This is a genomic window from Kushneria sp. EE4 (genome assembly GCF_977968315.1).
Map to the genome: position 1 here is coordinate 2,080,470 of NZ_OZ386212.1, position 26,075 is coordinate 2,106,544.

30 protein-coding genes are annotated in these 26,075 nt (G+C 61.8%); 20 read left to right on the forward strand and 10 right to left on the reverse strand.

Annotation, left to right across the window (positions count from 1 at the left end):
• The first annotated feature begins 32 nt into the window (after nt 1–32).
• From ACXMYO_RS09555 to ACXMYO_RS09565, 3 genes are all read left to right on the forward strand, one after another.
• The gene (locus ACXMYO_RS09555; RefSeq protein ID WP_438764288.1) at nt 33–1,034 is read left to right on the forward strand and encodes an oligopeptide/dipeptide ABC transporter ATP-binding protein; all 1,002 of its coding nucleotides are present in this window, start codon (nt 33–35) and stop codon (nt 1,032–1,034) included.
• Nucleotides 1,031–2,041: a dipeptide ABC transporter ATP-binding protein gene (locus ACXMYO_RS09560; protein ID WP_457808548.1), complete on the forward strand. Its 1,011-nt coding sequence runs from the start codon at nt 1,031–1,033 to the stop codon at nt 2,039–2,041. The genes ACXMYO_RS09555 and ACXMYO_RS09560 overlap by 4 nt, the downstream gene beginning before the upstream one ends.
• 116 nt (nt 2,042–2,157) lie before the next feature.
• Nucleotides 2,158–3,297, forward strand: a complete 1,140-nt coding sequence (locus tag ACXMYO_RS09565; RefSeq protein WP_438764290.1) for an FUSC family protein — start codon at nt 2,158–2,160, stop codon at nt 3,295–3,297.
• Here ACXMYO_RS09565 and ACXMYO_RS09570 read toward each other — a convergent pair.
• Entirely contained in the window at nt 3,288–3,701 is a 414-nt protein-coding gene (locus ACXMYO_RS09570; RefSeq protein WP_457808549.1) for a hypothetical protein, read from the reverse strand. The genes ACXMYO_RS09565 and ACXMYO_RS09570 overlap by 10 nt on opposite strands.
• Nucleotides 3,661–3,954: a succinate dehydrogenase assembly factor 2 gene (locus ACXMYO_RS09575; protein WP_438764292.1), complete on the reverse strand. Its 294-nt coding sequence runs from the start codon at nt 3,952–3,954 to the stop codon at nt 3,661–3,663. The genes ACXMYO_RS09570 and ACXMYO_RS09575 overlap by 41 nt, the downstream gene beginning before the upstream one ends.
• Before the next feature lie 207 nt (nt 3,955–4,161).
• Between ACXMYO_RS09575 and ACXMYO_RS09580 the strand changes: the two genes are divergently transcribed.
• The 3 genes from ACXMYO_RS09580 to lapB all read left to right on the forward strand — a co-directional run bounded on the left by ACXMYO_RS09580 (nt 4,162) and on the right by lapB (nt 6,090).
• On the forward strand, nt 4,162–4,458 hold the full coding sequence (locus ACXMYO_RS09580) for an integration host factor subunit beta (protein ID WP_115852459.1): 297 nt from the start codon (nt 4,162–4,164) through the stop codon (nt 4,456–4,458).
• 135 nt (nt 4,459–4,593) lie between these two features.
• Nucleotides 4,594–4,899 (forward strand): lipopolysaccharide assembly protein LapA domain-containing protein, encoded by a 306-nt coding sequence (locus ACXMYO_RS09585; RefSeq protein ID WP_438764293.1) that lies wholly within the window; start codon nt 4,594–4,596, stop codon nt 4,897–4,899.
• Nucleotides 4,900–6,090: a lipopolysaccharide assembly protein LapB gene (gene lapB, locus ACXMYO_RS09590; protein ID WP_457808550.1), complete on the forward strand. Its 1,191-nt coding sequence runs from the start codon at nt 4,900–4,902 to the stop codon at nt 6,088–6,090.
• A gap of 9 nt (nt 6,091–6,099) precedes the next feature.
• Here the strand turns inward: lapB and pyrF are convergent, their stop codons facing one another.
• Complete coding sequence (pyrF, locus tag ACXMYO_RS09595) at nt 6,100–6,798, reverse strand: orotidine-5'-phosphate decarboxylase (protein WP_438764295.1); 699 nt, start codon at nt 6,796–6,798, stop codon at nt 6,100–6,102.
• Between the two features lie 162 nt (nt 6,799–6,960).
• Between pyrF and ACXMYO_RS09600 the strand changes: the two genes are divergently transcribed.
• The 6 genes from ACXMYO_RS09600 (at nt 6,961) to ACXMYO_RS09625 (ending at nt 11,480) form a co-directional block, all read left to right on the forward strand.
• Nucleotides 6,961–7,227 (forward strand): ComEA family DNA-binding protein, encoded by a 267-nt coding sequence (locus ACXMYO_RS09600; RefSeq protein ID WP_457808551.1) that lies wholly within the window; start codon nt 6,961–6,963, stop codon nt 7,225–7,227.
• A 220-nt stretch (nt 7,228–7,447) separates the two neighbouring features.
• Nucleotides 7,448–7,933, forward strand: a complete 486-nt coding sequence (locus ACXMYO_RS09605) for an FxsA family protein (protein ID WP_438764297.1) — start codon at nt 7,448–7,450, stop codon at nt 7,931–7,933.
• 163 nt (nt 7,934–8,096) lie between these two features.
• A complete protein-coding gene (locus tag ACXMYO_RS09610; protein ID WP_115852453.1) occupies nt 8,097–8,390 on the forward strand; it encodes a co-chaperone GroES in 294 nt (97 codons plus the stop codon).
• Nucleotides 8,391–8,448: 58 nt separating this feature from the next.
• Nucleotides 8,449–10,089, forward strand: coding sequence for a chaperonin GroEL (groL, locus tag ACXMYO_RS09615; RefSeq protein WP_115852452.1), 1,641 nt, complete (start codon nt 8,449–8,451; stop codon nt 10,087–10,089).
• Nucleotides 10,090–10,222: 133 nt separating this feature from the next.
• Entirely contained in the window at nt 10,223–10,720 is a 498-nt protein-coding gene (locus ACXMYO_RS09620; protein WP_457808552.1) for an N-acetyltransferase family protein, read from the forward strand.
• Nucleotides 10,713–11,480: an RNA methyltransferase gene (locus tag ACXMYO_RS09625; RefSeq protein WP_457808553.1), complete on the forward strand. Its 768-nt coding sequence runs from the start codon at nt 10,713–10,715 to the stop codon at nt 11,478–11,480. Before ACXMYO_RS09620 ends, ACXMYO_RS09625 begins: the two co-directional genes overlap by 8 nt.
• A gap of 127 nt (nt 11,481–11,607) precedes the next feature.
• Here ACXMYO_RS09625 and ACXMYO_RS09630 read toward each other — a convergent pair whose 3' ends face one another.
• Together ACXMYO_RS09630 and ACXMYO_RS09635 are read right to left on the reverse strand one after the other, a co-directional pair.
• The gene (locus ACXMYO_RS09630) at nt 11,608–12,645 is read right to left on the reverse strand and encodes an aldo/keto reductase (RefSeq protein ID WP_457808554.1); all 1,038 of its coding nucleotides are present in this window, start codon (nt 12,643–12,645) and stop codon (nt 11,608–11,610) included.
• 31 nt (nt 12,646–12,676) lie between these two features.
• Complete coding sequence (locus ACXMYO_RS09635; RefSeq protein WP_457808555.1) at nt 12,677–13,315, reverse strand: flavodoxin family protein; 639 nt, start codon at nt 13,313–13,315, stop codon at nt 12,677–12,679.
• Between the two features lie 105 nt (nt 13,316–13,420).
• On the opposite strand from ACXMYO_RS09635, the gene ACXMYO_RS09640 reads away from it, so the two are divergent.
• Nucleotides 13,421–14,326: a LysR family transcriptional regulator gene (locus ACXMYO_RS09640; protein WP_457808556.1), complete on the forward strand. Its 906-nt coding sequence runs from the start codon at nt 13,421–13,423 to the stop codon at nt 14,324–14,326.
• Nucleotides 14,327–14,487: 161 nt separating this feature from the next.
• On the opposite strand, the gene ACXMYO_RS09645 is transcribed toward ACXMYO_RS09640, so the two are convergent.
• Both ACXMYO_RS09645 and ACXMYO_RS09650 read right to left on the reverse strand, forming a co-directional pair.
• Nucleotides 14,488–15,183, reverse strand: a complete 696-nt coding sequence (locus ACXMYO_RS09645; protein WP_457808557.1) for a glutathione S-transferase N-terminal domain-containing protein — start codon at nt 15,181–15,183, stop codon at nt 14,488–14,490.
• A gap of 115 nt (nt 15,184–15,298) precedes the next feature.
• The gene (locus ACXMYO_RS09650; RefSeq protein WP_457808558.1) at nt 15,299–16,663 is read right to left on the reverse strand and encodes a Na+/H+ antiporter family protein; all 1,365 of its coding nucleotides are present in this window, start codon (nt 16,661–16,663) and stop codon (nt 15,299–15,301) included.
• Nucleotides 16,664–16,882: 219 nt separating this feature from the next.
• Between ACXMYO_RS09650 and ACXMYO_RS09655 the strand changes: the two genes are divergently transcribed.
• The 3 genes from ACXMYO_RS09655 to ACXMYO_RS09665 all read left to right on the forward strand — a co-directional run bounded on the left by ACXMYO_RS09655 (nt 16,883) and on the right by ACXMYO_RS09665 (nt 19,745).
• On the forward strand, nt 16,883–18,445 hold the full coding sequence (locus tag ACXMYO_RS09655; protein ID WP_438764302.1) for a GNAT family N-acetyltransferase: 1,563 nt from the start codon (nt 16,883–16,885) through the stop codon (nt 18,443–18,445).
• A 105-nt stretch (nt 18,446–18,550) separates the two neighbouring features.
• Nucleotides 18,551–18,760 carry a hypothetical protein gene (locus tag ACXMYO_RS09660; RefSeq protein ID WP_189514053.1) on the forward strand — a complete coding sequence of 70 codons (210 nt, stop codon included), beginning with the start codon at nt 18,551–18,553 and terminating at the stop codon, nt 18,758–18,760.
• 163 nt (nt 18,761–18,923) lie between these two features.
• Nucleotides 18,924–19,745, forward strand: coding sequence for a M90 family metallopeptidase (locus tag ACXMYO_RS09665; RefSeq protein ID WP_457808559.1), 822 nt, complete (start codon nt 18,924–18,926; stop codon nt 19,743–19,745).
• A 9-nt stretch (nt 19,746–19,754) separates the two neighbouring features.
• On the opposite strand, the gene ACXMYO_RS09670 is transcribed toward ACXMYO_RS09665, so the two are convergent.
• On the reverse strand, nt 19,755–20,654 hold the full coding sequence (locus ACXMYO_RS09670; RefSeq protein WP_438764305.1) for a LysR substrate-binding domain-containing protein: 900 nt from the start codon (nt 20,652–20,654) through the stop codon (nt 19,755–19,757).
• A gap of 103 nt (nt 20,655–20,757) precedes the next feature.
• Here ACXMYO_RS09670 and ACXMYO_RS09675 point away from each other — a divergent pair, with 103 nt between their 5' ends.
• A complete protein-coding gene (locus ACXMYO_RS09675) occupies nt 20,758–21,195 on the forward strand; it encodes a DoxX family protein (RefSeq protein ID WP_457808560.1) in 438 nt (145 codons plus the stop codon).
• 27 nt (nt 21,196–21,222) lie between these two features.
• A complete protein-coding gene (locus ACXMYO_RS09680) occupies nt 21,223–22,056 on the forward strand; it encodes a DODA-type extradiol aromatic ring-opening family dioxygenase (protein ID WP_457808562.1) in 834 nt (277 codons plus the stop codon).
• A 17-nt stretch (nt 22,057–22,073) separates the two neighbouring features.
• Here ACXMYO_RS09680 and ACXMYO_RS09685 read toward each other — a convergent pair whose 3' ends face one another.
• Nucleotides 22,074–22,952 carry a LysR substrate-binding domain-containing protein gene (locus tag ACXMYO_RS09685; protein WP_457808563.1) on the reverse strand — a complete coding sequence of 293 codons (879 nt, stop codon included), beginning with the start codon at nt 22,950–22,952 and terminating at the stop codon, nt 22,074–22,076.
• Nucleotides 22,953–23,172: 220 nt separating this feature from the next.
• Between ACXMYO_RS09685 and ACXMYO_RS09690 the strand changes: the two genes are divergently transcribed.
• The gene (locus ACXMYO_RS09690; protein WP_438764309.1) at nt 23,173–23,850 is read left to right on the forward strand and encodes a VTT domain-containing protein; all 678 of its coding nucleotides are present in this window, start codon (nt 23,173–23,175) and stop codon (nt 23,848–23,850) included.
• A 20-nt stretch (nt 23,851–23,870) separates the two neighbouring features.
• Here ACXMYO_RS09690 and ACXMYO_RS09695 read toward each other — a convergent pair whose 3' ends face one another.
• Entirely contained in the window at nt 23,871–25,343 is a 1,473-nt protein-coding gene (locus ACXMYO_RS09695) for a glycosyltransferase (protein ID WP_457808564.1), read from the reverse strand.
• A gap of 275 nt (nt 25,344–25,618) precedes the next feature.
• Here ACXMYO_RS09695 and ACXMYO_RS09700 point away from each other — a divergent pair, with 275 nt between their 5' ends.
• Nucleotides 25,619–26,059: a hemerythrin domain-containing protein gene (locus ACXMYO_RS09700; RefSeq protein WP_438764311.1), complete on the forward strand. Its 441-nt coding sequence runs from the start codon at nt 25,619–25,621 to the stop codon at nt 26,057–26,059.
• Nucleotides 26,060–26,075: the final 16 nt, after the last annotated feature.

Below are 26,075 nucleotides of genomic sequence, written 5' to 3' on the forward strand. Positions count from 1 at the left end.
AAACGTCGATCATTGCAAAACAGGAGAGCGCCATGGCGCTTCTGGACATTGAACAGCTCAGCGTGTCCTTCGACACGGATGAGGGAACCTTCCCGGCAGTATCGGATCTGAGCCTGTCGCTTGAAGAGGGCGAAGTGCTCGGTATCGTCGGCGAATCCGGCTCCGGCAAGAGCGTGACCATGCTGGCGATGATGGGCCTTCTGCCCTTTAACGCCCGGGTCGAGGCCAGTCGCTTTCACTTTGCCGGCCACGACATGCAGACGTTGAGCGACCGCGCCCGGCGGCGCCTGACCGGCAACGATATCGCCATGATCTTTCAGGAGCCGAGCACCAGTCTCAACCCGAGCTTTACCATCGGCTTTCAGTTGTTGGAAGCCATCAAGGCCCATGAAGGGGGCGGTCGCCGCCAGCGCCGTGAACGCGCCATCGAACTGCTCGATCAGGTCGGCATCCCGGCGCCGGGCAAGCGCCTCAATGACTACCCCCACCAGCTCTCGGGCGGCATGAACCAGCGCGTGATGATTGCCATGGCGATTGCCTGCAATCCGCGGCTTCTGATTGCCGATGAGCCCACCACGGCGCTGGATGTGACCATCCAGGCGCAGATTCTGGATCTGTTGCTGCGCCTTCAACAAGAGCGCGGCATGGGCATGATCCTGATCACCCATGACATGGGCGTGGTGGCCGGCGCCGCCAAACGTGTCGCCGTCATGTACGCCGGGCAGCTGATGGAAACCGGCGCCAGTCATGACGTCTTTCGCGAGCCCGCCCATCCCTATACCGGGGCGCTGCTCAACGCTCTGCCGGAGCGCCATCCCGGCACCGCACGCCTGCCGACCATCCCCGGGGTGGTACCGGGCATTGGTGACCGCCCGCAGGGCTGTCTCTTTCACCCGCGCTGCGCTCATGCCCAACAGGACTGCCGCGCCAGCCGTCCGTCGCTGGAAACGCGGCATGCCGAAACCGGGCTGGGTACACGTCACGTGCGCTGCTACCACCCACTCAATGAAGAGGTTCTGGAGATCGCCCCATGAGCAGACCCGACCTACTCGAGGCGCCCCTGATGGAGGCGCGCGATCTCGTTCAGACCTACCAGGTACGCCAGGGGTTTCTGCGCCGCGCCGAACTCCACGCCGTTCGCGGGGTAAGCTTCACGCTGCATGCCGGAGAGACGCTGGCCGTGGTGGGAGAATCCGGCTGCGGCAAGTCAACGCTTGCCCGCATGCTGACGCTGGTCGAGCCACCCTCTTCGGGCGATCTTTCGGTAGGCGGGCGCGACGCCGCCAGCCCGGACCGACAGACCCTGGCCGCGCTGCGCCGTGACGTGCAGATGGTGTTTCAAAACCCCTACGGCTCGCTCAACCCGCGCAAGCGCATCGGCACCATTCTGGAAGAGCCGCTGGTCATCAACACTAAAACGCCGGCCGATGAGCGCCAGCGCATGGCGCGCGATATGCTTGCCCGTGTCGGGCTGCGCCCGGAACACTATGACCGCTACCCGCACATGTTCTCCGGCGGCCAGCGTCAGCGCATTGCCGTGGCCCGCGCCCTGATGCTGCGCCCCCGGGTGCTGGTGCTCGATGAGCCGGTCTCGGCACTCGATGTCTCGGTCCAGGCGCAGGTGCTCAATCTGCTCAATAATCTGCAAGAGGAGTTCGGCCTGGCGTATCTGTTCATCTCGCACGATCTCAGCGTGGTGCGACACGTGGCCGACAATGTCATGGTGATGTATCTGGGCCGGCCGGTGGAGGTCGGCTCGCGCGAGGCGCTGTTTACGACGCCGCGCCATCCCTATACGCAGGCGCTGCTCTCGTCGACCCCGTCGGTCAATCCCGACGAGCGCCGCACCCGGATCGCGCTCAGCGGTGAACTGCCCTCGCCGCTGTCCCCGCCGTCGGGCTGCGCCTTTCATCGCCGATGCCCGCATGCTCGTCCCGAGTGCGCCGACAAGCGCCCGGGACTTCGCGAGGTCGAAGGCGCCCGGGTGGCCTGCCACTTTGCCGAGGAGCTCATGGACAAGCGCGTGATCAGCGCGGCCTGATCCCTATCGGGGCGGCGCCGGGCCGCCCCGATAGGCCGTAAAAGAGGATTATTCCTCGAGTTTTCGGATTCTTCGACGATAAGATAGGCATACTCACTTATCCAGCCCGGCGCCCCATGGCACGCATACGCTTTCGCGACCCCTACTTCAACTATCGTTACCGTCACTATCTCTACACGCTGCGCGCGACCATCGCGCTTGGCGTCACCTTTTTCATCATTTCGCTTTTCAACATTCCCCACAGCATCTGGGCGCCGGTCAGCACGCTCATGGTCATGGGCAACCTGCCCCATGTCGGCGGCGTGCTCGACAAGGGCGGCCAGCGCTTGATCGGCACTGCGCTGGGCGGACTTCTGGGCATCGCTTTGCTGCTGATTCCGTCGGCCCCGCCCGGCACCATTCAGGTGCTGACCCTGGCCGCCATCGCCGTGGCCCTGCACGCCACCTTTACCTCGCGCTACGGCTACAGCGTTTTGATGTTCGGCATTACGATTTTGATGGTGACCGGCGATGGCAACGAGGATCTGACCATTGCGCTGTGGCGCGCCTTTGACGTGCTGCTGGGCACCAGCATCGGCATTGCGGTGACGATCATCGTGCTGCCCCAGAAGGCCACGGATCTGTTTCGCTTCATGCTGGCCGACAATCTCGACCGTCTGGCAAGCCTTTACTACGCCCATACGCTGGCCACCGAAGCCGACCACGACCAGGCACTCGAGGAGATGAAAAAGACCACCTCGCAGCTGATCAAACAGCGCGCTCTGGTCGATGCCGTGCACAAGGAGGGCAGACTGCGACGCGGCGAGCTCAACAGTCTGCTCTCGCTGGAGCGCCGCATGATCTCGACCGTCGAGCTGCTGCTGGAAACCCACTGGGATACCCGCAACGGGCACGACATCATCGAAAGTCTTGAGGGGCTGCGCGATGAGCAGCAGCAGCTGGCGCGGTCGCTGTCGATGCTGGCGCATCAGGTGCGCACCGGTCAGGAGATCGATCTCGACATTGCCGCGCTCGATCTGCAGCGCTACGTCAATCGGGCCTTCTCCGGGCGTTCCTCATCGGGCCGCGCCCTGTTCAGCCCGAGCGGTTATCTCTGGCTCAACCGCGAGCTGGCTCGACAGGCCCGCGCACTGGTGGGCTATCTGGGCAATATTCAACGCCTGCCAAGCTCAAGACTCAGAAAGCGAGCCAGTCGGCACCATCTGGTGGGCGGGCGGCGTTTGAGCGACGAGCGCCCCGACGGCGCTCAGTCCTGAGAAGGTTCGCGGGGAGGCGCCTCGCCTGCGGCAGTGGCCAACAGCGCCAGGCGCAGCCGACGAAACTGCTCGGGCGACAGCATGTCATACCAGAGCGCGTAACGCCGGCGCTCGATAACGACCTCACACACCAGCGGCCCCACCCGTGGGGCCCTGAGTGTCACGCCCTGCCACTGCCCCTGACGATACTGCTCCCACTGACCGCTGTCGGTGGTGCGAAGTGCAGACGGCACCCGCCCCGCCTGTTGCCACCCCAACGCTCCCAGCACGACAAGCGCCATCCCGGCCCAGAGCAATGAGAGCCAGAGCGCGCAGGCCAGCGCAATGGCGCCAGCCAGCAGACAGTAGAGGCCGAAGGCGGTTCTAGAGCGGACGAACGTCGCTTGTATGGGTGCTTTCGGCATAATCCACGATCTGCATGATAATGGGCGCAAGTGTCTGATCATCGGGAATTTCACGGCGCATCAGCCACAGGAAAAGATCCTGGTCTTCCTGAGCGATCAGCGCCTGATAGGCGTACTGATCTTCATCGCTGAGCCCGTCGAAGCAGTTCTCGAAAAAGGGCACCAGCATCAGATCCAGCTCCCACATACCACGACGGGAATGCCAGTAAAGGCGCTTGCGCGCTGTGGCATCAAAGGCTTTTGGTTCACTCACATTGATCTCCTGTCAGATGGCGATGACCCATGCGCCATTATACGCAGCCGGCGCGCCACGCCCATGTTTGTCTGAAACTTTGACAGCCACCCCCGGCATTAATTTTGGGTGGTATGTAGTGCGTTGTTTTATCTCACATTAGCGGCTATGCTGAAAACAAACAAAAAGCCCTTGAAGGCTCCCGACAGGACGGATGGAGAACCCCCGATGACGAAGTCCGAATTGATCGAACAGATTGCCGCGCAACAGTCAGAATTGTCCGTCAAGGAGGTAGAGTCGGCGGTTCGCCTGATTCTTGACGATATTACCGACACGCTGGCCAACGGCGGTCGTGTCGAAATACGCGGATTTGGCAGCTTTTCCCTGCACTATCGTGAGCCGCGTACCGGTCGTAATCCCAAAACGGGTGATCCCGTCAGCCTCAGCGGCAAGCACGTGCCCCATTTCAAGCCCGGCAAGGAGCTGCGCGAGCAGGTCAACGCCAGCCGCGAACAGGGCTTTTAAGCGTCTCTCGTCTCACCACTGTGTTATCACGACTCCTGTTTCACGACGCGTGCGGGCAAGCGCCGTAAACATCGCTGCACGCTACTGCCGGTGTTACACTGTTTTCAATTGGACAGGGAAAATCAGGGATCTGCTATGCGCTGGCTCAAGGGCGTGGTACTTGCTGTTGTCACACTGATCGTTCTACTGCTGGGCATGCTGTTTGCCGTGCGCAACCAGCAGACCGTACCGCTGGACGTCATCTGGGCGGAACTGCCGCCTGCCTCACTGTCGCTGTGGCTGCTGTCGACGCTGGTCGCCGGTGTTGTGCTGGGCATGGTCGCCATGTCAGGGCTTTACCTGCGCCTTCGCACCAACCTCATGCGCACCCGTCACGACAATCAGCAACAGCGCAAGGAGCTTGATCGCCTGCGCGTTCAGGAGTTCAAGGAAGCCCCCTGAATGCCGGATCCCGTGCTGCTCCTTATTCTCGTTGCGGCAATCGGCATCGGCTGGTGGCTGGGCCGCATGGAGCGAAAGCACTACCGCTATCGCCATCGAACGCTATCCGGCCAGCACCTGTCACGCGACTATTTTGTCGGGCTGAACTTTTTGCTCAACGAGCAGCCCGACCGTGCCATCGAGACCTTCGTTCAGGCGCTTGAAGTCAACGGCGATACCATCGATACCCACATTGCGCTGGGCAATCTCTTTCGCATGCGTGGCGAGGCCGACCGGGCCGTCAGGATTCACCAGAACCTGCTGGCACGCCCCGTACTGACCCCCGACCAGAGTGAACAGGTGCAGCTCGAGCTGGCACGCGATTTCATGCGTCTTGGCGTTTTCGATCGCGCCGAGCGGCTACTGGCCGGACTGGTTCGTCAGTGTGAAAACGAGCAGACCGCCACGGCGTCCAAGCGGCTGATGGTGGATCTCTACGAGCGGGAAAAGGACTGGCAGGCGGCGCTGGATGTCGCGCTGCCCCAGCTGGTGCGACAGGACGAGCCGCTCAGGCGCGCCGCGGCCCACTGGCACTGCGAGCTGGCCGAACAGGCCATCGAGGAAGGCAGCCCCGGCCCCGCCCGCAAGCATCTCAAGCAGGCGCTCTCCATTGATACGGCCTGCGTGCGGGCCAACTGGCTTTTTGCCGATATCGAGCACCGTGCCGGCAGCTATCGCAACGAAATTCGCGCGCTGCGTCGCATTCGCGATCAGGACAGCGACATGGTGCCCATCACCCTGGCCCCCATCCAGCGCGCCTTTGATCTGCTCGACGATGAAGAGGGGCTGATCGAATTTCTGTCCGACCAGCTGGAAAAGGCGCCCTATGTCTCCTTCGTGCTGCTGCTGGCCGAGCGGCTGCGCGCGCGTGACGGGATCGAGCCCGCTACCCGCCTGGTCAGCGAACAGCTTCAGCACAACCCGAGCCTGCGCGGGATCGACTATCTGATGGACCTCTATCTCAAGGAGGTTCCGGAGCACGAGCTTGACCATCTACGCCTGCTCAAGCGCCACACCGAGCAGCTCATGGCCCAGCGTGCGCGCTACCGCTGCAAAAGCTGCGGCTTTCAGGGCGAGCAGCTCTACTGGCACTGCCCCAGCTGCCGTCAGTGGGGCGCCATCAAGCCGATCACGGGTCTGGAAGGCGAGTAGCGCCTCTGGCTACTTTCTGGTTGCAAGCTCCTGCTCGATCGCGGCAAGCGCGACCATCGGATCGTCGGCGCGTGTTACCGGCCGCCCCACCACCAGATGCGTACTGCCGGCCTGCATGGCCTCAAGTGGTGTCATGACCCGATTTTGATCATCGCGCTGAGCAAACGCTGGTCGAATGCCCGGCGTCACCCGCAAAAACGCATCGCCACACTGCGCGGCCACATCGCCGGCTTCATGGGCCGAACACACCACGCCACTCATACCGCTGTCGCGCGCCAGCCCGGCCAGATACAGCGCCTGCTCACCGGCCGTGCGCGTCACCCCGGTTTCAAAAAGCGCCGCATCGTTCATGCTGGTCAGCACCGTGACGGCGATCAGATGCGTGTTCAGCGCGTGCTGATCAAGCACGTCCCGCGCCACCTGCATCATCGCCCGACCACCCGAGGCATGAACGTTGACCATCCATACGCCGTGATCGGCGGCGGCATGCACGGCGGCAGCCACCGTATTGGGAATATCGTGAAACTTCAGATCCAGAAAGACATCGAAGCCGCGCGCATGCAGCGTCTTCAGTGTCTGCGGGCCACTGCGGACAAAAAGCTCCTTGCCTACCTTGAGCCGACAGCGTTGCGGGTCAAGCTGGTCTACCAGCGGCAGCGCCGCCTCAAGACTGGCGTGATCGAGGGCGATGATCAGTGGGGAAGACATGCAGGCTCCTGTAGTTCGAGGCGCCAGTATAAGGGCTGTGCACCAACAGCGGGATAGTCCTGCCTCATCGGGGCATCGAAAACCAATATATAATTAATATCTAAAAGAGCGTTCACACCTGCCGATACCCTGAAGGTAACCTTATCAACAGGAGAAACCGGCATGACCCGTAAACTGATCGCAACGTTTCTGACCACCGCAGCACTCGCCCTTTCCGCACCGCTGATGGCCGAGCCGCAGGACATCAACATCAATACCGCAACGGCTGCCGAGCTGACCGCCATGCCGGGCATCGGCGAGAAAAAGGCCGAGGCCATCGTTGCCGACCGTGACAATCACGGCGCCTATGAAAGTGCCGACGATCTGAGCCGCGTCAGTGGTATCGGCACGGCCACCGTCGAGCGACTGCGCGACAGCGTCGAGCTCTGATCGACCATCCGGGCGGCAGCCTCCCGGCGGCCGCCCTGCCTATCGCATGGCACCCCTGCCTGCCCGACTTTTGTCCCCTGTCGCCATCCGGGCATATACCTCTTGCACCTGACATGCCAGTATCCTGTGCTATCGACGGCTGCCGTGCCTGCCCCCATGAGAGTGCAGAGCGATGGCGGCATCCTTGTGAACATACTGAACGCGAGAGTGCGAAGACATCATGCCCCTGCTGTTACCCATCGGCTTCTTTTTACTGCTGGATCTGATCTCGATTTTCGTGCTGGGCAAGCTGATCGGCGCCTGGGTATTGCTGGTCATCGTGCTGGCGGCCGCGCTGGGCATGCACCTGATCCGTCGCGAGGGACTCGACTCGTTTCGCCAGGCCCAGCAAAAGATGGCCACCGGCGGCGTGGCAAGCCTTGAGCTCAAGCGCGGCGCCGCCATGATCATGGCCGGCGTACTGCTGATCATGCCGGGCATTCTCACCGACGTCATCGCCATGTTCTGTTTGATGCCCTTCTCCCGAAGCGCGCTTCTGGGACGTTTCATGCGTAGCAATGTCAACGTGCATCGCTATCATCCCCGCCATGACAAAAGCGGTGACACCTACACCCAGCCCGAGCGCGACACCTCGGCGAATCAGTCATCGCAAACCCGCGTGATAGAAGGCGAAATCGTCGATGACCAGAGGGATCGGCGCGAGTAAAAAAATTGCCCGGCCCCCTTGAAACGCCACCACAAGACCTCATTAATCTGCTACGTCGTGATATCGACCCAAATACTCCGGTGACGCCGGAAACCGGGGGCGCCAGCGCCGCGGCCTGATCGTCCCCAGCAGTTCATGTAACCAATCAGGGAGAACGTGAGAAATGAACATCCGTCCTTTGCACGATCGCGTTGTCGTTCGTCGCGTGGAAGAAGAACAAAAGACCTCCGGTGGCATCGTTCTGCCCGGCAACGCGCAGGAAAAGCCGACCCGCGGTGAAATCCTCGCAGTTGGCAAGGGCCGCATCCTTGATAGCGGTGAAACGCGCCCGCTCGACGTCCAGGTCGGCGACAAGGTGATTTTCAAGGATGGCTTTGGCGTTGAGAAGGAAAAGATCAACGGTGAAGAAGTTCTGATCATGAGCGAGTCCGACATTCTCGGCGTGCTCGAAGGCTGATACCTCTTTTACGTCTACGTCATTTTTTACACGAACATAGAATCGAGGAATTACCGTAATGTCCGCCAAGCAGATCAAGTTCTCCGATGATGCCCGCAAGCGCATGGCGCGCGGCGTCAACGTTCTTGCCGATACCGTCAAGACAACGCTGGGTCCGAAGGGCCGCAACGTTGTTCTGGAAAAATCCTTCGGTGCACCGACTGTCACCAAGGACGGCGTTTCCGTCGCCAAGGAAATCGAGCTGAAGGACAGGTTCGAGAACATGGGCGCGCAGATGGTCAAGGAAGTTGCCTCCAAGACTTCCGATGTGGCCGGTGACGGCACCACCACTGCCACCGTTCTGGCACAGGCCATCGTCAACGAAGGCCTCAAGGGCGTGACCGCCGGCATGAACCCGATGGACCTCAAGCGTGGCATCGACATCGCCATCGCCAAGGCCGTCGAGGAAATCCGCAGCATGGCCGTGCCGTGCACCGATTCCCGCGCCATCGCCCAGGTCGGTACCATCTCGGCCAACGGCGACGCCACCATCGGTCAGATCATCTCTGATGCCATGGCCAAGGTCGGCAAGGAAGGCGTCATCACCGTTGACGAAGGTCGCGGCTTTGAAGACGAGCTTGAAGTCGTTGAAGGCATGCAGTTTGACCGCGGCTACCTGTCGCCCTACTTCGTGACCAACAACGAAACCATGTCGGTCGAGCTGGAAGACCCCTACATCCTGCTGGTCGACAAGAAGATCTCCAACATCCGCGAGCTGCTGCCGACGCTGGAAAGCGTGGCCAAGGCCGGCAAGCCGCTGGTGATCATCGCTGAAGACATCGAAGGCGAAGCGCTGGCGACACTGGTCGTCAACAACATGCGCGGCATCGTCAAGGTGGCGGCTGCCAAGGCGCCCGGTTTCGGCGATCGTCGCAAGGCCATGCTGCAGGATATCGCCATCCTGACCGGCGGCACCGTGATCTCTGAAGAAGTTGGTCTGAACCTTGAGCAGACCACGCTGGATCACCTGGGCAGCGCGCGTCGCATCACCATGTCCAAGGAAAACACCACCGTCATCGACGGCAACGGTGTGGAATCCGACATCGAGTCCCGCGTCAGCCAGATCCGCACCCAGATCGAGGACACCTCCTCCGATTACGATCGCGAGAAGCTCCAGGAGCGTGTTGCCAAGCTGGCCGGCGGTGTTGCCGTGATCCGCGTCGGTGCGGCCACCGAAGTGGAAATGAAAGAGAAAAAGGCACGCGTTGAAGACGCGCTGCATTCGACTCGTGCCGCCGTTGAAGAAGGCGTGGTACCCGGTGGCGGTACAGCCCTGGTTCGTGCCTCGGCTCGCCTGCGCGACATGAAGGGCGAAAACGAAGACCAGACGCACGGCATTCAGCTGACCATCCGCGCACTGGAAGCTCCGCTGCGTCAGATCGTCACCAATGCCGGTGAAGAAGCCTCCGTTATCCTCAACCGCGTCCGTGACGGCGAAGGCAACTTCGGCTACAACGCGCAGACCGGCGAGTATGGCGACCTGTTCGAAATGGGTGTTCTCGACCCGGCCAAGGTATCGCGCTCTGCCCTGCAGTCTGCCGGTTCCGTTGGCGGTCTGATCATCACGACCGAAGCCATGGTCGCCGACGACCCGGAAGAGAAGGAAGCTGCCGGTGGCGGTGACATGGGCGGCATGGGTGGTATGGGCGGCATGATGTAATCATCCCCCGAAGCCCGGCTCCCGAGCCACTTCGAAAGCCCCGCATCATGCGGGGCTTTTTCATGTCTATCTTTTTTCATGTCCATGATAGGCTTTGCGCACTTATCCATGACCTTCGTATGTGCCCGCTATCATGACAATTTCCATCCGTGTCGCCGTCCCCGATGACGCCCCCGACATCGTGCGCTTTATTACCGAACTGGCCATCTATGAGCGTGCCGAGCACGAGATGAAAGCGGATGAATCGATGATTCGCTCGACGCTTTTCGGCGATCGTCCGCATGCCTATGCCCTGATGGCGCTGCAGGATGATCAGCCGGTCGGCGTTGCCGTCTATTTCTTCAACTATTCGACCTGGCTGGGCCACCGCGGCCTCTACGTTGAGGATGTGTTCGTGACCTCAAGCGCCAGAGGCCGGGGCGCCGGACGGGCCCTGATGCAGGCGCTCGCTCGCATCGCCGTGGACAATCACTGCCCACGCTTTGACTGGCAGGTGCTGGACTGGAATCAGCCGGCGATCGATTTTTATGACGCCATCGGCGCGCAGCCCCGCAAGGAGTGGCTCTCCTATCGGCTTGAGGGCGACGCTCTGAAAGCGTTTGCGAGCTCGGGAGCATCCCACCATGACTGAACCGCGCTCGGCACTGGATAATGTTCGCATCGTGCTGGTGCAGACATGGCATCCGGGCAACATCGGCGCAGCGGCGCGTGCGATGCGCACCATGGGGCTTGAACGGCTGGTGCTGGTCAATCCACGCCGGTTTCCGGACGAGGAAGCCACCCGCATGGCCGCCGGTGGTGAGGCGCTGCTGGAACAGGCGCGCGTGGTGGAAAGTCTCGAAGAGGCCGTCGCCGACTGTGGCGCCGTGGTGGGCCTGTCTGCCCGCCTGCGTAATCTGGCCCTGCCGCAGTTCGAGGAAGGCGACGAGATGGCCTGTGAGCTGATGGCGCTGGCAGAAAACATGCCGGTCGCGTTGGTGTTTGGCCGCGAACGCTCGGGCCTGACCAATGAAGAGATCGCCTGCTGCACCCATCAGTTGAGCCTGCCGGCCAACCCGGACTACCCGATTCTCAACCTCTCTCAGGCCGTCCAGGTCTGCGCCCATGAGCTCTACCGGGCGTGGCGCCACCGCCAGACGGACAGCTCCGCATCCATGGAGGCTGTGGCTGGCGGGCGCGAGAAGGATCTGCCGCCCACCCGTGAGCAGATGCAGCATTTTCAGCAGTCGCTGGCCACAGCGCTTCAGGATGCCGGCTTTTTGAACCAGCCCCATGCTCAGACGCTGGAACGATTGCAGAACTTCTATCAGCGTTCCTCACCCACCCGCAAGGAGCTGTCGCTGTTGCAGGGCGCACTTCGGGCGCTTGTCGACACCGCCAGGAAGCCGTGACATCGCAAGCGTCCGGCAAAGTCACCTTTTGGGCCTCAGCATCAAGGGCGATGGTGTTCGCGTATTTCCAAGCGGACGCGCCAGCCCTTCGAAGCGCTTGCCCAAAACCCTTCAAGGTCCGGATTGTTCAGGAAGGTACAATTCGCCTGCCGGCATTCTGGTGATCCACCATCCAGCCGGGGTAGCAAGGCGGCAAGGCACTCACGGCCTCCAGCCGCGCCAGCTCCTCGTCCGTGAGAACGACATCGACCGCCCCCAGATTATCGTCGAGCTGATCCATCCTTTTGGCGCCGATGATGACGCTGGTGACATGGGGTCTGGAAAGCAACCAGGCCAGCGCCACTCTGGCGACGGAAATACCGCGCGCATCGCCAATGGCGCGCATTTCTGCGATGCAGGACCAGGCCTGATTCATATCCACGGGTGGAAAGTCGAAAGTACTGCGCCTGGCCCCCTCCTCAATCGATGCTCCCGGGCCGAACTTCCCCGAGAGTAATCCACCGGCAAGCGGCGACCAGACAAGCAGCCCCATCTCCTCTTCGATAACCAGCGGCACCAGTTCGCGCTCTACATCCCGTCCTGCAATCGAGTAATAGGCCTGGAGCGTCTCAAAGCGTGTGGCATTGAGCGCGCTACTCAGCCCCAGCGCCTTGCCGATCCTGCCCGCGTGCCAGTTTGAGACGCCGACATGGCGGATCAGCCCCTGACGCGTCAGATCATCCAGCGCCCGCAGTGTTTCCTCTATTGGGGTGACAGGGTCGCTGGCGTGAATCTGGTATAGGTCGATATGGTCGATCTGAAGGCGCTCCAGGCTTCGCTGAATGGAATCCATGATATGACCGCGCGATGCCCCCTGATCATTGGGTCCGGGCCCCATGACACCTCCTGTCTTGGTCGCCAGCACAACGTCGTTGCGCACCACGCCGAGGTCTCTCATTGCCTGACCCAGGATACGCTCGGACTGACCGAAAGAATAAATATCGGCGGTGTCGATAAAGTTGATTCCCTGCTCCAACGCCCGGGCAATCAAACCGTTGGCCTCAGCCTGATCCACCGACCCGATGGCCGCCCACATGCCCGCGTCGGCATTGCCGCCCAGCGTCATCGTGCCCAGGCACAGCTCGGAGACATAAAGGCCCGTACGGCCCAGTCGATTGTATTTCATGGCGCCTCCTTCGGGTTCTCGAGTTCAGATATCAGCATGACGCCGGGCCGACATTGCCGGCACGAAGTGAGCTCAGAGGGGCTGAGTACTTCCCGGCTCGGAACTGTCCGGCAACCAATGCGACCCGCGCGCCATACAGGCGTGCCGTCTCCAGATCACCCGGGGACATCTCTTCCGGAGACGCATCGGCAGGTGTCTGCGCCATGGGCGCGATGTAGGCGCCCATACGATTCAGATCGTCGCGGTTTGACGCCTTGACGTTCGCCGGTTTGATATCCAGGCCAACCCATAACCCGGCGTGCTGCCCGCAAAGCAGGACGAAATACTCAAGCGTGTTGAGCTTGTCGCCATTGATGCTCGCGCTGTTGGTGAAGCCGCCAAAGATCTTGTCGTGCCAGGTGCATTCAAACCAGGGTTTGGAGGAGGCATCCGCGAATTTTTTGAACTGCCAGCTGGGGCCGCCCATATAGGTCGGCGAGCCGAAGACAATGGCATCAGCACCCGCGAGGGATGGCCATGCATCGTCGGCAATATTGCCCTCGGGGTCGATGGCCACCAATACAGCACCCGTGCCTGCACCTTCGGCGACGGCCGCCGCCATGCGCGTGGTGTGGCCAAAGCCTGAGTGATAAACGATGACCGTTTGGACAGGAAGTGTAGCGGCGTTCATGGGTATTCCTTTATGGAGGCGTGGGCGACATGGAATACTCTACTGAGTCCCAAATGCGCTATAAATCCTCCCGATCTGAACACTCTGTTATCTGTAGGGTGAACAATGCCCAATCTCCAAACCCTTTTGATTTTTGTTCGCGTGGCGGAAATGTTGAGTTTCACCCGTGCGGCGGAAAGTCTGGACATCCAGAAGGGACGGGTGTCGACGGTGATTCGTGGGCTTGAGCGAGAGATGGGCACGGCCCTTTTACATAGAACAACACGCAGCGTGCAATTGACCGAAGACGGCCGTGCTTTCCATGAACGCGCATGTGATCTACTGGCCGACGCTGAGGACATGCAGTCCATGTTCGCCAGCAGCGATACCCCTCTGAAGGGGAGACTGCGCGTCGATATGCCGACCGAGCTGGCAAGAACTGTCGTGATTCCCGCGTTGCCGCAACTGCTCGATGCGAACCCCGAGCTGGCGCTTGAACTGTCCAGCACGGATCGCCGGGTCGATCTCGTCCAGGAAGGGTTCGATTGCGTCATCCGTATCGGGCCCATCATTGACGACAGGCTGATCGCCCGCTCGCTGGGCAAGTTGAGAATGGTGAACGTGGCGAGCCCTGGCTATCTGGCAAAGTACGGCACACCGCAAACCCTAGATGATCTGCTCAGCCAGGGTCACCAGATGGTTCACTACACGCCGACCCTCGGCGCCCGATGTGATGGGTGGGAATATCCGCAGGATAATGGCTATGCATCACTGGCACTGCCTGGGGCAATGCAGGTTAATAACGTACAGACCTATCATGCGGCGGGCCTGGCAGGGGTTGGGCTGATTCAGGCCGGTTATCTGGCCCTTGCGCACCACATTGAAAGCGGCGACCTGGTAGAGGTTCTGCCCGATCTACGCCCCGAACCGCTGGCGGCATCGCTCGTGGTCGCGCATCGGCGCAACCTTTCCCCACGCGTCCGGGCTTTCATGACCTGGCTTGAGAGTGTATTGGAACCCTATTTTGATTAGCCGCTTGAGTGGGCAACCCTGGGCCCGGGCACTTTTCTCACCACAGCTGTTTGCAGGACGTTCTTGCCATACGCTGACGTGACATCGACAAAATGTCATGAACAAAAGGCCATAAAAAAGGGCCCCCATAAGGGAGCCCTTGCCTGTCCTGATCGCCCGGATCAGCGCGATCCCGCACGTGGAGCCTGACGGGCCAGCCCGCCGAACAGATCCAGCATGCGTTCGTGCCACTGCGCCACCGAGTCATCGGACTTGAGCAGCGCGCCGTCATGGGCCACATACGCCAGCATGAACATCCCGAATACCAGGTAGTCGGCACCCGCCGGATGATCGCCATCAATGAAGGATGAGCCTTCAAGCTGGGCACGCAGCGGCGGTAGCGCCTTTTCCAGCATCTCAAGGCCCTGATCGGTGTCCTGAAACTCTTCCAGGGTCATGCCAAAGCGCGCTTCCCGGCTTTCCCGGAAGTACGCCTGATCCTTTGGATCGATGATCGAAAACACATCCAAAATGGCGATTTTCATCAGCGCCGGGGCCAGTGTCGTCTCCGACCAGTGCTTGATAAAACGGGCCCGCGAGCGCGCCATGTCATCACCGAACAGCGCAGGTCCGGGATATTTCTGATCCAGCCAGGTCATGATGTCGAAGCTGTCGGTGACGACTTCGTCATCTTCATCCACGATGACCGGCACCTTTCCCTGACCGGAAAAGGCAATGTCCTGAGTGTCGGTGAAATGCCAGGGCCGGGTTTCCAGCGTCAGCCCCTTGTGGCGCATGGCCAGCGCCGCGCGCCAGCAAAATGGAGAAAATCGCAGCGCCGTATCTTCACCACAAAGATCGTACATGATGCGTGCCATGCTTCCTCCTTATCCCTTGCGTGATCGACAGCCGCGCTGTCGCAGTACACCCCACTATAGCAGTCAGGGCGCACCGCACAGACGTTACGTCTTGAGACAGCGCTGCCCGCCGGACTCAGAGGATCATGGCGGCGATCCAGCCAAAGGCCATCAGCGGCAGGTTGTAGTGCACAAAGGTCGGGATCACCGAGTCGCGAATATGATCATGCTGACCGTCGGCGGCCAGCCCCGAGGTTGGCCCCAGGGTGGAGTCCGAGGCCGGCGAGCCGGCATCACCCAGCGCCGCGGCCGTGCCCACCAGCGCCACCGTCGCCATGGGTGAAAAACCAAAGCTCAGCGCCAGCGGCACGTACAGCGAGGCGATGATCGGAATGGTCGAAAACGACGAGCCGATCCCCATGGTGATAAAAAGCCCGACCAGCAGCATGATCAGCGCGGCCAGCGCCTGGCTGCTGCCAAAGGCGTGCGCGCTTTGCACCAGATCATCGATCTGACCGGTCGCCTGCATGACGCTGGCAAAGCCGGCCGCCGTGATCATGATAAAGCCGATGGTCGCCATCAAACGCATGCCTTCGGTGAACACGCCGTCCTGCTCGCGCCAGCGAAACACGCCGCTGACCGAGAGCACCACAAAGCCCGCCAGCGCGCCCAGCACCATCGAATCCAGCCACAGCTGCACGGTGAGCGTGGCGGCAATCGAGACCACCAGCGCCCCCCACTGCCAGGGCCGGAGACGGGCACGAGCCTCGCTTTTGTCATTGGTACCACTTTCGGGTGCAACGGCATCTGCCTGGTGGGCCACGGCCCGGTCCTCATAGAGGCGCGGCCCGCGATAGCTGACAAAGACCGCCACCAAAAGGCCCACCAGCATGCCCGAAATGGGCAGGGCCATGGCCATCGGCACCTGGCCGGCGGTAATCTCCAGCCCCGCGGCCTCACCGGCCGAATTGATATTGGCCAGCAAAATATCGTTGAGAAAGATGGCGCCAAAGCCCACCGGCAATAGCATATAGGGTGCGGTGATCCCGAAGGTGATCACGCAGGCCACCAGCCGGCGGTCGAGCTTCAAGCGGTTGAATACCGGCAGCAGCGGAATCACCACGATCGGGATAAAGGCAATGTGAACCGGCACCAGATTCTGCGAACACACCGCCGCTGCCAGCAGGGCCACGATCAAAAGCATCTTCAGCGTTGTCGGCCGCGTCCGCTCGCCGTCAAGGGCATTGATAAAGCGCCGCGCCACCCCTTCGGTGATCCCCGAGCGGGCAAGGGCCACGGCAAAGGCGCCCAGCGCGGCATAGGACAGCGCAATACCGGCGCCATCGCCGATACCGTCATTGAAGGCGTCGAGCACCTCATGGATGGACAGACCGCTATAGAGACCGCCACACAGCGCGGCCACGATCAAGGCCGCCACGACCGGCACGCGCGAAAGGCTCAGACCGACCATGACAAGAATGGAGATGACAATGGCATTCATTGACGCAGCAACCGCAGGCAGAGAGTGGAATCCGACCCCAGCAGGCCGGAGAGCGTTTTGTGGCCCCTCAAAAGGGCGCGCGCACTCTATCACAATCGCCTGTCGCACAGCCGCCCCGGGTCGTGCATCCACCCTGACAGGATCGCTTTCAGGTACTTCTGCCACCCCATGCTAGAATGGCGGCTACCGTGACCGACGTTTTCTGGAGCAAGGATCGCCATGTCGATCGAAGACCTGCATCTCAATCTGCGCAATCTTGAAGTCGAGGATTACGCCAAACTCAAGGTGCTGATGGATGTTGTCTACAACGACATCGGCGGCGCCTGGGAAAAGCACACCATCGATCGCCTGATCGCCGAATTTCCCGACGGCCAGATCGTGATCGAGGATGAAGACCGCATCGTCGGTGTCGCCCTGACCGTACTGGTCGACTATGAAACCTTCTCCAACCCGCACAAATACGATGATCTGATCGGCAATCGCGAGATCATTCTCAACAACGCCAAGGGCGACGCCCTGTACGGTCTGGACGTTTTGATCGACCCGGCCTACCGCGGCTATCGCCTGGGCCGGCGCCTGTATGAAGCGCGCAAGGACCTGTGTCGCTCCATGAATCTGCGCGCCATCCTGGCCGGCGGGCGCATTCCCAACTACTTCGAGCACGCCGCCGAGCTCTCGCCGACCCAGTACATCGATCAGGTCTCGCGCAAGGAGATTTACGACCCGATTCTCTCCTTTCAGCTGGCCAACGACTTTCTGGTCAAGCGCCTGTTGAAAAAGTACCTGCCCGAAGACGAGCGCTCGCAGGGCTATGCCACGCTGCTTGAGTGGAACAACATCCTTTATGAGCCGGTCGCGCGCGTGCTGGAATCGCGCAAGACCCAGGTACGGGTGGGCGCCGTTCAGTGGCAGATGCGCGAGTTCGCCTCGGTCGAGCAGGTCCTGCAGCAGGTCGAGTTCTACGTTGACGCCATCGCCGACTACCAGAGCGATTTCGCCGTCTTCCCCGAGCTTTTCAACACCCCGCTGATGGGGCTGACCGACCAGTCCGACCAGATCAAGGCCATTCACTTTCTGGCCGGCTTTACCGAGCGCTTCAAGACCGAAATCTCGCGCATGGCGGTGTCCTACAACATCAACATCATTGCCGGGTCGATGATGGAAGAAGACAGCGAAGGCAAGCTTTATAACGTCTCCTATCTCTGTCATCGCGATGGCAACATCGAACGCCAGGCCAAGCTGCACATCACCCCGCAGGAGCGCCGCGACTGGGTGGTCGAAGGCGGCGACGAGCTGCGCGTGTTCGAGACCGATGCCGGAAGGGTCGGCATCCTGATCTGCTATGACGTCGAATTCCCGGAGCTGCCGCGGCTGCTGGCCGAACAGGAAATGGACATTTTGTTCGTGCCGTTCTGGACCGACACCAAAAACAGCTACCTGCGCGTGCGTCACTGCAGCCAGGCCCGCGCGATCGAAAACGAGTGCTACGTGGTTGCCTGTGGCAGCGTCGGCAACGTGCCCTCGATCGAAAATCTCGATATCCAGTACGCCCAGTCCTCGGTCTTTTCGCCGTCGGACTTTGCCTTTCCGCATGACGCCGTCATGTCCGAGACCACGCCCAACACCGAGATGGTCATGTTCTCCGATCTCGACCTGACCCGTCTGCGCGTGGTCAGAAGCGAGGGGTCGGTGACCAACCTCAAGGACCGACGCAAGGACCTTTTTGATCTGCGCTGGCGCGACTGGTCGTGGAAGTCGGGCGCCAATCCGGATTCCTATTGACACGAACGGTTGTACAACAACCGTTGTCTTTACCCGCCACTGTTCTAAGCTTTTGCAAGGATCGACAGGCCTGCTCGTCGATCCCCCCATCAGCAGGAGGCGATGATGAAAAAAGCATTAATGACCGGTGCCACCCTGGCCCTCACCACCCTGTGGCTCGGCGGCTGTGCCGGCGGCCCGGACTGGGAAAAGCCGGATGGCACCTCACAGCAGCTGCATTCCGATCAGGCCGACTGCCAGGTCATGGAAAACAAGGCCGACAACGATCAGACCTATGATGACTGCATGAAGGGTCGCGGCTGGTCACCCACCTGATGTCTGTGTGATAGGCAAACCATCGCTGTATCGGGCCTCCCTGTCGGGAGGCCCTTTTTCATGGGCGCTGTACGCCGGGGCTGATGCCTCTCGGGGCTCGGGTGCCGGGCAAGGCATTCCTCTTCTATCATCACAACATCAATGAGCTGTCCGCGAGGGAATCATGGGCTGGTGGCAGGAACAGAAATGGCAGCGATGGCAGGCGCGTCACCCGCTGCCGGAGACCGCGTGGCGCAACGTCTGCATCACCCTGCCGCTGCTGTCCGGGCTATCGGAGGCCCTGCTGGCACGCCTGGGGGCGCGCAGCTGGCGCGTGCTGTTCGAACTGCGACTGTCGCTGCCCCGAGGCGTCGAGTGGTCTGTCGAGGCGCACCTTGAGATGGCAGCACAGGTCGCGCTGATAAGCCTTGGCTGGTCGGATCGCCGGGCACTCGAGGCGCTGGGGGACACGCGCGAGATCATCGTGGTGCCCGGTGCCTTTCGTCGCCATGTTCAGGAACTCGATGATTTCGGGGTCATGCACGAATTTGACGACGAGCGCGCCGGCGAGACGTCACAGGGCGGACCGGTCGTGCTGTCGCTGGAGGATATCGAGCGCTGCGGCGACTGGCAGGGTTTCAACGTCATCATCCACGAGTTTGCCCACAAGCTCGACATGACCGGCAACATGGCCGTCGACGGCCAGCCCGCTCTGCCGGCGCATATCGACTCAAGAGCGTGGTATGACACCTTCATGCATGCCTGGGATGCCCTGCAGGCCACGCTCGAGCGCGGCGAAGTGTCGACCATCGACGACTACGCGGCCACCCACCCAAGCGAGTTCTTTGCCGTGTGCTGCGAATACTTTTTCAGCGCCCCGGACCTGCTCGAGAACACCTGGCCCGACCTCTACGCCCTGCTGGTACGCTACTTCGATCAGAACCCGCTGGAACGCCTCCACGCCCTGAAATCCGATCACGACGACGTCGCCAGGCCTTCGAGCTGACCCGAACCGTTACCGGGACAGCGGATGTTGCTCGAACCACGCCCTGAGATGATCGATCATGCTGCGAAGCCGGGGAGTGACCTGGTCGCGATGGGCATACACACAGTAGAGCCCGAGCACCTCGTGGTCGTAGTCCGGCATGACGCGCACCAGCGCACCGCTGGCCAGCGCCTCATGAAGCAGAAAATCGGGCTGTAGTGTGATGCCCATACCGGCAATGGCCATGTCCCGCAGCACTTCCCCGCTGTTGGCCGTCACGCCGGCCTGGGGCGTACCGCTGTGGTGGTTGGCCCCCCGTTTGAAATGCCAGCGCTGACCGTGACGGGCGTAGCGATAGTGAAGCCCCTGATGCGATGACAGCTCCCAGGGGTGCTGCGGTGCGCCCGCCCGCGCCAGATAGTCGGGCGAGGCACAAAGCGTTAGATGAACGTCACCGATGCGGCGCGCCACCAGGCTGGAATCCTCCAGCGCACCGATGCGAAGCGCCATGTCAAAGCCCTCCTCGACCAGGTCCACCTGGCGGTCGCTGAGCACCAGCTCCAGCGTCACGGCGGGGAAATCCCTGCGATAGCGGGCCAGAATCGGCCCCAGATAGCGAATGCCAAAGGCGTGCGGCGCGCTGATACGAAGCCGGCCGGTCGGCAGGGCCTGATCGTTTTGCAGTTCACCTTCAAGCGTTGCCAGCTCGCGCACGATGGTTTCCCCGCGCGCGAGCACCTCCCGCCCGGCATCCGTCAGGCTCAACCGTCGGGTGGTGCGGTTGATCAGCCGCGCCCCGAAGCGCTGCTCCAGAAAGGCCACATGCTTGCTGACCGAGGCGCGCGACATCGACAAACGCTCGGCGGCACCGATAAAGGCGCCCTGCTGCGCCACCTCCATAAAGACCCTGAGGGCTGCTACCGTATCCATGATTGTTTCCGGATTGAAAACCAATACTCTCTGATTAGCATGTTTATCCTGCACGAGGAAGCAATCAAACTGCGCGCATTCAAACATCTCGGAGAATGCGCTCATGCAAACCACCTCTAGTGCCGAGGCTTCTGCCAGCACCGGCATCGCAGGTCACGATATTGCCACCCTGCTGCTGCGTCTGGCGCTGGGCACCATGTTCATCGCTCACGGCCTGACCAAACTGCTGGTCTGGACTCTGGCAGGCACCGGGGCGTTTTTCGCCTCGATCGGGCTGCCGGCCTGGATGGCATGGCCCATCACCGGACTCGAGCTGGTTGGCGGGGCGCTCTTGATTCTGGGCGTTCGGGTCCGCTGGGTGGCGCTGATTCTGGCTTTTGAACTGGCTGGCGCCAGCGTGCCGCATCTGGCCAACGGCTGGATGTTCACGGCACCTGATGGCGGCTGGGAGTATCCCGTCTTTCTCGCTGTCACGGCACTGGCGCTGAGCCTGCTCGACGGCGGCCGGCTGACCCTGTCTCACCTTGTCAAACAGCGCTGATCCTTCCCCTCTGCAGGAGTTTTCGACATGGCACAGGTGCTGTTCATCTCCCACGGCTCCCCCATGGAAGCCCTGGACCAGGCAGAGAGCGCCGGCGCCTGGCGCGCCCTGGCCGGCCACCTCGAGCGACCGGCACGCATCGTGGTGGTATCGGCGCACTGGTCGGGCTTTCCCGTTCGCCTGACAGGCAGCCAGCAGCCGGCAACGATTCACGACTTCGGCGGCTTCCCCGAGCCGCTGTACGCACTTGAATACCCCGCTCCCGGCGATCCTCGACTGGCGCGGGATGTGGCCTGCACTCTGAGTGCTGCCGGCCTGCAGGCCTGTGTCGACCCCGAGCGGGGGCTGGATCACGGCATGTGGGTGCCGCTGCGCCATCTTTACCCGGACGCCGACATTCCCGTGGTGGGGGTGTCCATCAGCGTTCGCCATGACACCGACTGGCACTACCGGATGGGCCGAGAGCTGGCGCAGAGTCTCGACGACGATACCCTGTTGATCTGTTCGGGCAGCATTACCCATAACCTGAGCGATACACGCGGTGATCGACACGACGTTGCCGGCTACGTGGACGCCTTTCAGACCTGGATCAGCCAGCACATGACCTCACGCGATGATGCCACGCTGCTGGACTATCGCCGCCGAGCGCCGCACGCCGAACGCGCCCATCCAGGCGATGAGCATCTGCTGCCCCTGTTCGTGGCCCTGGGTGCCGGCGACAGCCGCGCGCCACAGCGCTTTAACGCCATCGTCTCGCATCAGGCGCTGGCCATGGATGCCTATCTGTTCGAGCGCGCCAGCGCCGCTCAGGCCCCGGCCAGGTCTCACCGGATCCGTTCACTGGTCAGCGTCGGTCGCTGATATTTGCCGGGCAGGCCCTATATCATCTGCGCGGCCTGGCGGGCCAGCCACTGCCATAAAAGCCCCGCGCTCTGGTGCAGCGTGCGGCCTTCCGGGCGCACCAGCCAGAACCCTTCATGGGTAGGCAGGGTCATTTCAAAGGGGATCACCAGGCTGTCGTCATGGGCTTCGATCAGGCTGCGATGCGCCAGCGCCACCCCGCAGCCGCAGGCAGCCAGACGCAGCGTCATGATCTGCGTATCGCACACCAGCCGACGCACGCGAGCGCTCAGATGCCCAACGCCGGCGGCCTCGAGCCAGCCGGCCCAGCCGGCGTAAAACCCGGTGGCATGCAACAGGGTCTGCCCGGCCAGATCCTCTGGCGTGGCAAGCCCTGCCGCCATCTGCGGGGCGCAGATGGGCGTCATCGCCTCACTGCCCAGCGACTGCATCTGAACGTCCTGCCAGTCTCCCCGACCGTATCGAATCTCGATATCGGCATCGCCGGTACCAAACTGCTGGGACCAGACCGCCGTTACCACTCGCAGCTCGATGTCCGGGTGGGCCTGGTGAAAGGCGGCAAGCTGTGGCGCCAGCCAGTACTGCTGAACACCCGGCGTGGCGCGCACGATCACGGGGGCGTGGCTTGCCGGGCCGAAGACTTCTGCCGTGCCCATCGACAGACGCGAGAAGGCTTCCTGCAGGCTGGGCAGCCAGGCCCGGGCGGCATCGGTCAGGGAAATACGATGCGGATGACGGATAAACAGCGCCTGCCCCAGCCGGTCCTCGAGCAATCGAATGCGCTGGCTAATCGCCGATTGCGACACGCCAAGCTCTGTCCCGGCAGCGGTAAAACTAAGATGGCGGGCCGAGGCTTCAAAGGCCTGCATCCAGGCAAGCGGGGGTAGACGGGTCACGACATTCTCCATCATTTGATCGGCGCCTCGGAGGAGGCGTCCATGGTAGCAGCCCATCAGCCGGTCGCGTCCTGCCCGGGCAGCATCGACAACTGTGCCGATTGCACCATTCCGGCACCGCCCTGCCACACAAACCTGACATCCTGATGACAGCATCGGTTGATGCGCCTGCCCGGCCTGACTAGACTCGTGGCCCTTATCGGCTGCGGACGACGTTGTCATGACCAGGCGTGTGTGGCTTGTCATTGTTTTGATCATGTTCATGGTGGCACTGGGCGGCTTCTGGCAGTGGCTTGCCATGGGGGATGCCATCACGCCTGAAAAGCTTGAGCAGTGGCTGGGCGAGACCATGCGACTGCGCGAGTCATGGTGGGCGCCACCGGCGCTGATGCTCACCTACATGATCGGCAGTCTGATCATGTTCCCGCTGACCATTCTGGTCGGGGCCACCGGGCTGATCTTCGGCCCCTGGTGGGGGCTTTTCTACGCGCTGTTGGGCACCATGGTGGCCTCCACGGCCACCTGGATGCTGGGTCGGCTACTGGGACGGGAGCTTTTAACGCGCTACGGCGGGGATCGCATCCATCGTCTGGCCGACAGCGTCTCGCGCCACGGCATTCGCACCATGATCGTTTTCAACCTGCTGCCGCTGGCGCCCTTTACCTTCACCAACATGATCGCCGGCGCCTGCCGAATGCCCTATGTCGTCTACATGATCGGCTCGGTTATCGGCATTGTGCCGGGGCTGGCAGCGGTGACGGTGGCGGGCAGCCGACTCGGCGAGCTGATTCGATCACGCAGCCTGGACGATCTTGCCTGGCTGGTTGCGGCGGTGGTGGGCGTGGTCGCACTGGGGCTTTTCTTTCGATGGGTCTCGCGGCACCGGCAGCGCATATAAACGCGACCGGTACCGCGAACTCAGGACTTGTCGCCGCGGGTGGCGTGCGACACGTTGCTTTCAAGATCGTCTCTGAGCTGCATCAGGGTGACCTCACCCGGGGTAATCGAGGTGCCGGCCTCGGGAGGCAGGTTGTGCCCACGGGTCAGCGGCGACAGACTGCCCTCGACCAGCGGCACCCGCTGCCCGGTAGGCGGCGCCGGGCGCATGCGCGGCGCCACTCGCTTTGAGCCTCCGAAAACGCGGCGCAGCACCGTGCCGCGATGACACAAGAGATTCCACTCCGCTTCAAGACGCCCCCGTGCCTGTTCCCAGGTCGTTTGCGCGCTGTCGGACTGCGACGCCTGCGCCCGGTGAGTCGCCAATAGCCCCTGATAGACCGCCAGACACTGATCGGCGCAGCGGCAGGTATCAAAGTCTTTTGCCGTGGCAACCGCCCCCTCCCGCAGGCTCTGGCAGTACGTCGAGTCCGCAAGTCTTCCCAGCGCACTGGCAAACGCCTGCTCATCCTGCTCCGGGAGCAGCAGCCCGTTGCGTTCGTGGGAGAGCACCTCGCGCACGCCGGTGGCATCAAGTGCCACGACCGGCAGTCCGGCCGCCATCGCCTCGACCACCACCATGCCCTGGGTCTCGCTAAAGGAGGCAAAGGCAAAGCTGTCCATGGCGTGATAGGCATCGATCAGCGATTGCTCCTTGAGCACGCCGGTCAGATGCACCCGCTCGCCCACGCCCATCTGATGGGCCTGGGTCAGTATCGCATCACGCTCGTCACCGTCGCCGACCACCATGAAGTGCATGTCGGGATGATCCTTCAGCGCCCGGCAGACGCTGCGGGTAAGAAACGGCAGGTTTTTCTCCTGCGCCAGCCGCCCGACATGGCCGACCACATGGGCCTGCTTGTCGATACCAAAATATGTGCGCCAGTGATCACGATCGCCCCGGGCAAAGCGTTCGATATCCACACCGCTGGGCACCACTTCCAGCGGCGTCTGCACCCCGCGCTCACCCAGGATGGTGCGAATGCTTTCGCTGGGCGCGATGACGGTATCGCAGAGCTCTGAATAGCCGTTGGACAGCGCCAGCGCAAAGCGCTGCATCACCGGCGAGTTGCCCGGCACATAATGGGTGTAGTGCTCATAGAGCGTGTGGTGGGTAAACACCAGCGGCAGCCCGCGCCCCTGAGCGACGCGTACTGCCGTATCCCCCAGTAAAAAGGGGTGATTGGAGTGCACGATATCGGGCGCAAACGCCCGGATGGCATCATCGAGCGAGCCGGGAATCGTGACCGGCAGGGAAAAGTCGCTGCCGTTGAAACGCTGCATGGCAGGCACACGGATGACATCGGTCTCCGATTCGGGCTGGCCGTTGAGCGTGGGCGCCACGACCAGCACCCGGTGACCGGATGCCCTGAAACATTCGACGAATCGCTGTACGGATTCGCTGACACCCCCCACGATCGGGCTATAGGTGTTGGTGAACATCAAAATGTTCAAGCCATTCCTCCTGGTGCTGGCCTGCAAAAGGGCCGACAGCTGCACCTGACAAACCTGATTGCGCAAACGTGTCGAAGGACTCGACACCATGCGCGCATTATAGCCGACGAAGTCTATCAGAGCTGCACGGGGGCGGGCATTCCGAAGCGCCGGGAACTACACTGCAGGCGGCATCGCTGACAGCGGATAATATGGATTATAAAACACGATGCCCGGCACCCTGACTGCCGCGATAACGACCTGACATGCCGACCGTTTGACTGAGGAGTCACCCCATGAGCACCATTTTTGAAGAGATCCGCAAGGACCACGACACCCAGCGCACGCTGCTGGATCTGCTGGTCAAGACCCACGGTGACAGCGACGGCCGCGAGGAGCTTTTCGAGCGCGTCAAAAAAGCCCTGCAAACGCATGAAACCGCCGAAGAGCGCTATTTCTACAGCCCGCTGATGGAATATGACACCGGCGTTGAAAAATCACGCCACGGCATCGCCGAACATCACGAGATGGATGAAGTCATCGAGCAGATGGAAAGCACCGACTTCAGCTCGCCGGCCTGGCTTGGCTATGCCAAAAAGCTCCAGGACATGGCGCTGCATCACTTTGAAGATGAAGAGCAGCAGTTTTTCATCTCTGCCGGTCAGAAGTTTGAAGACGACGAAAAAACGCGTCTGGGCCGGGAATACCGCAGCGAGATGGAGCGCCTGAACAGCTGATCCCTTTGGGTGTCGG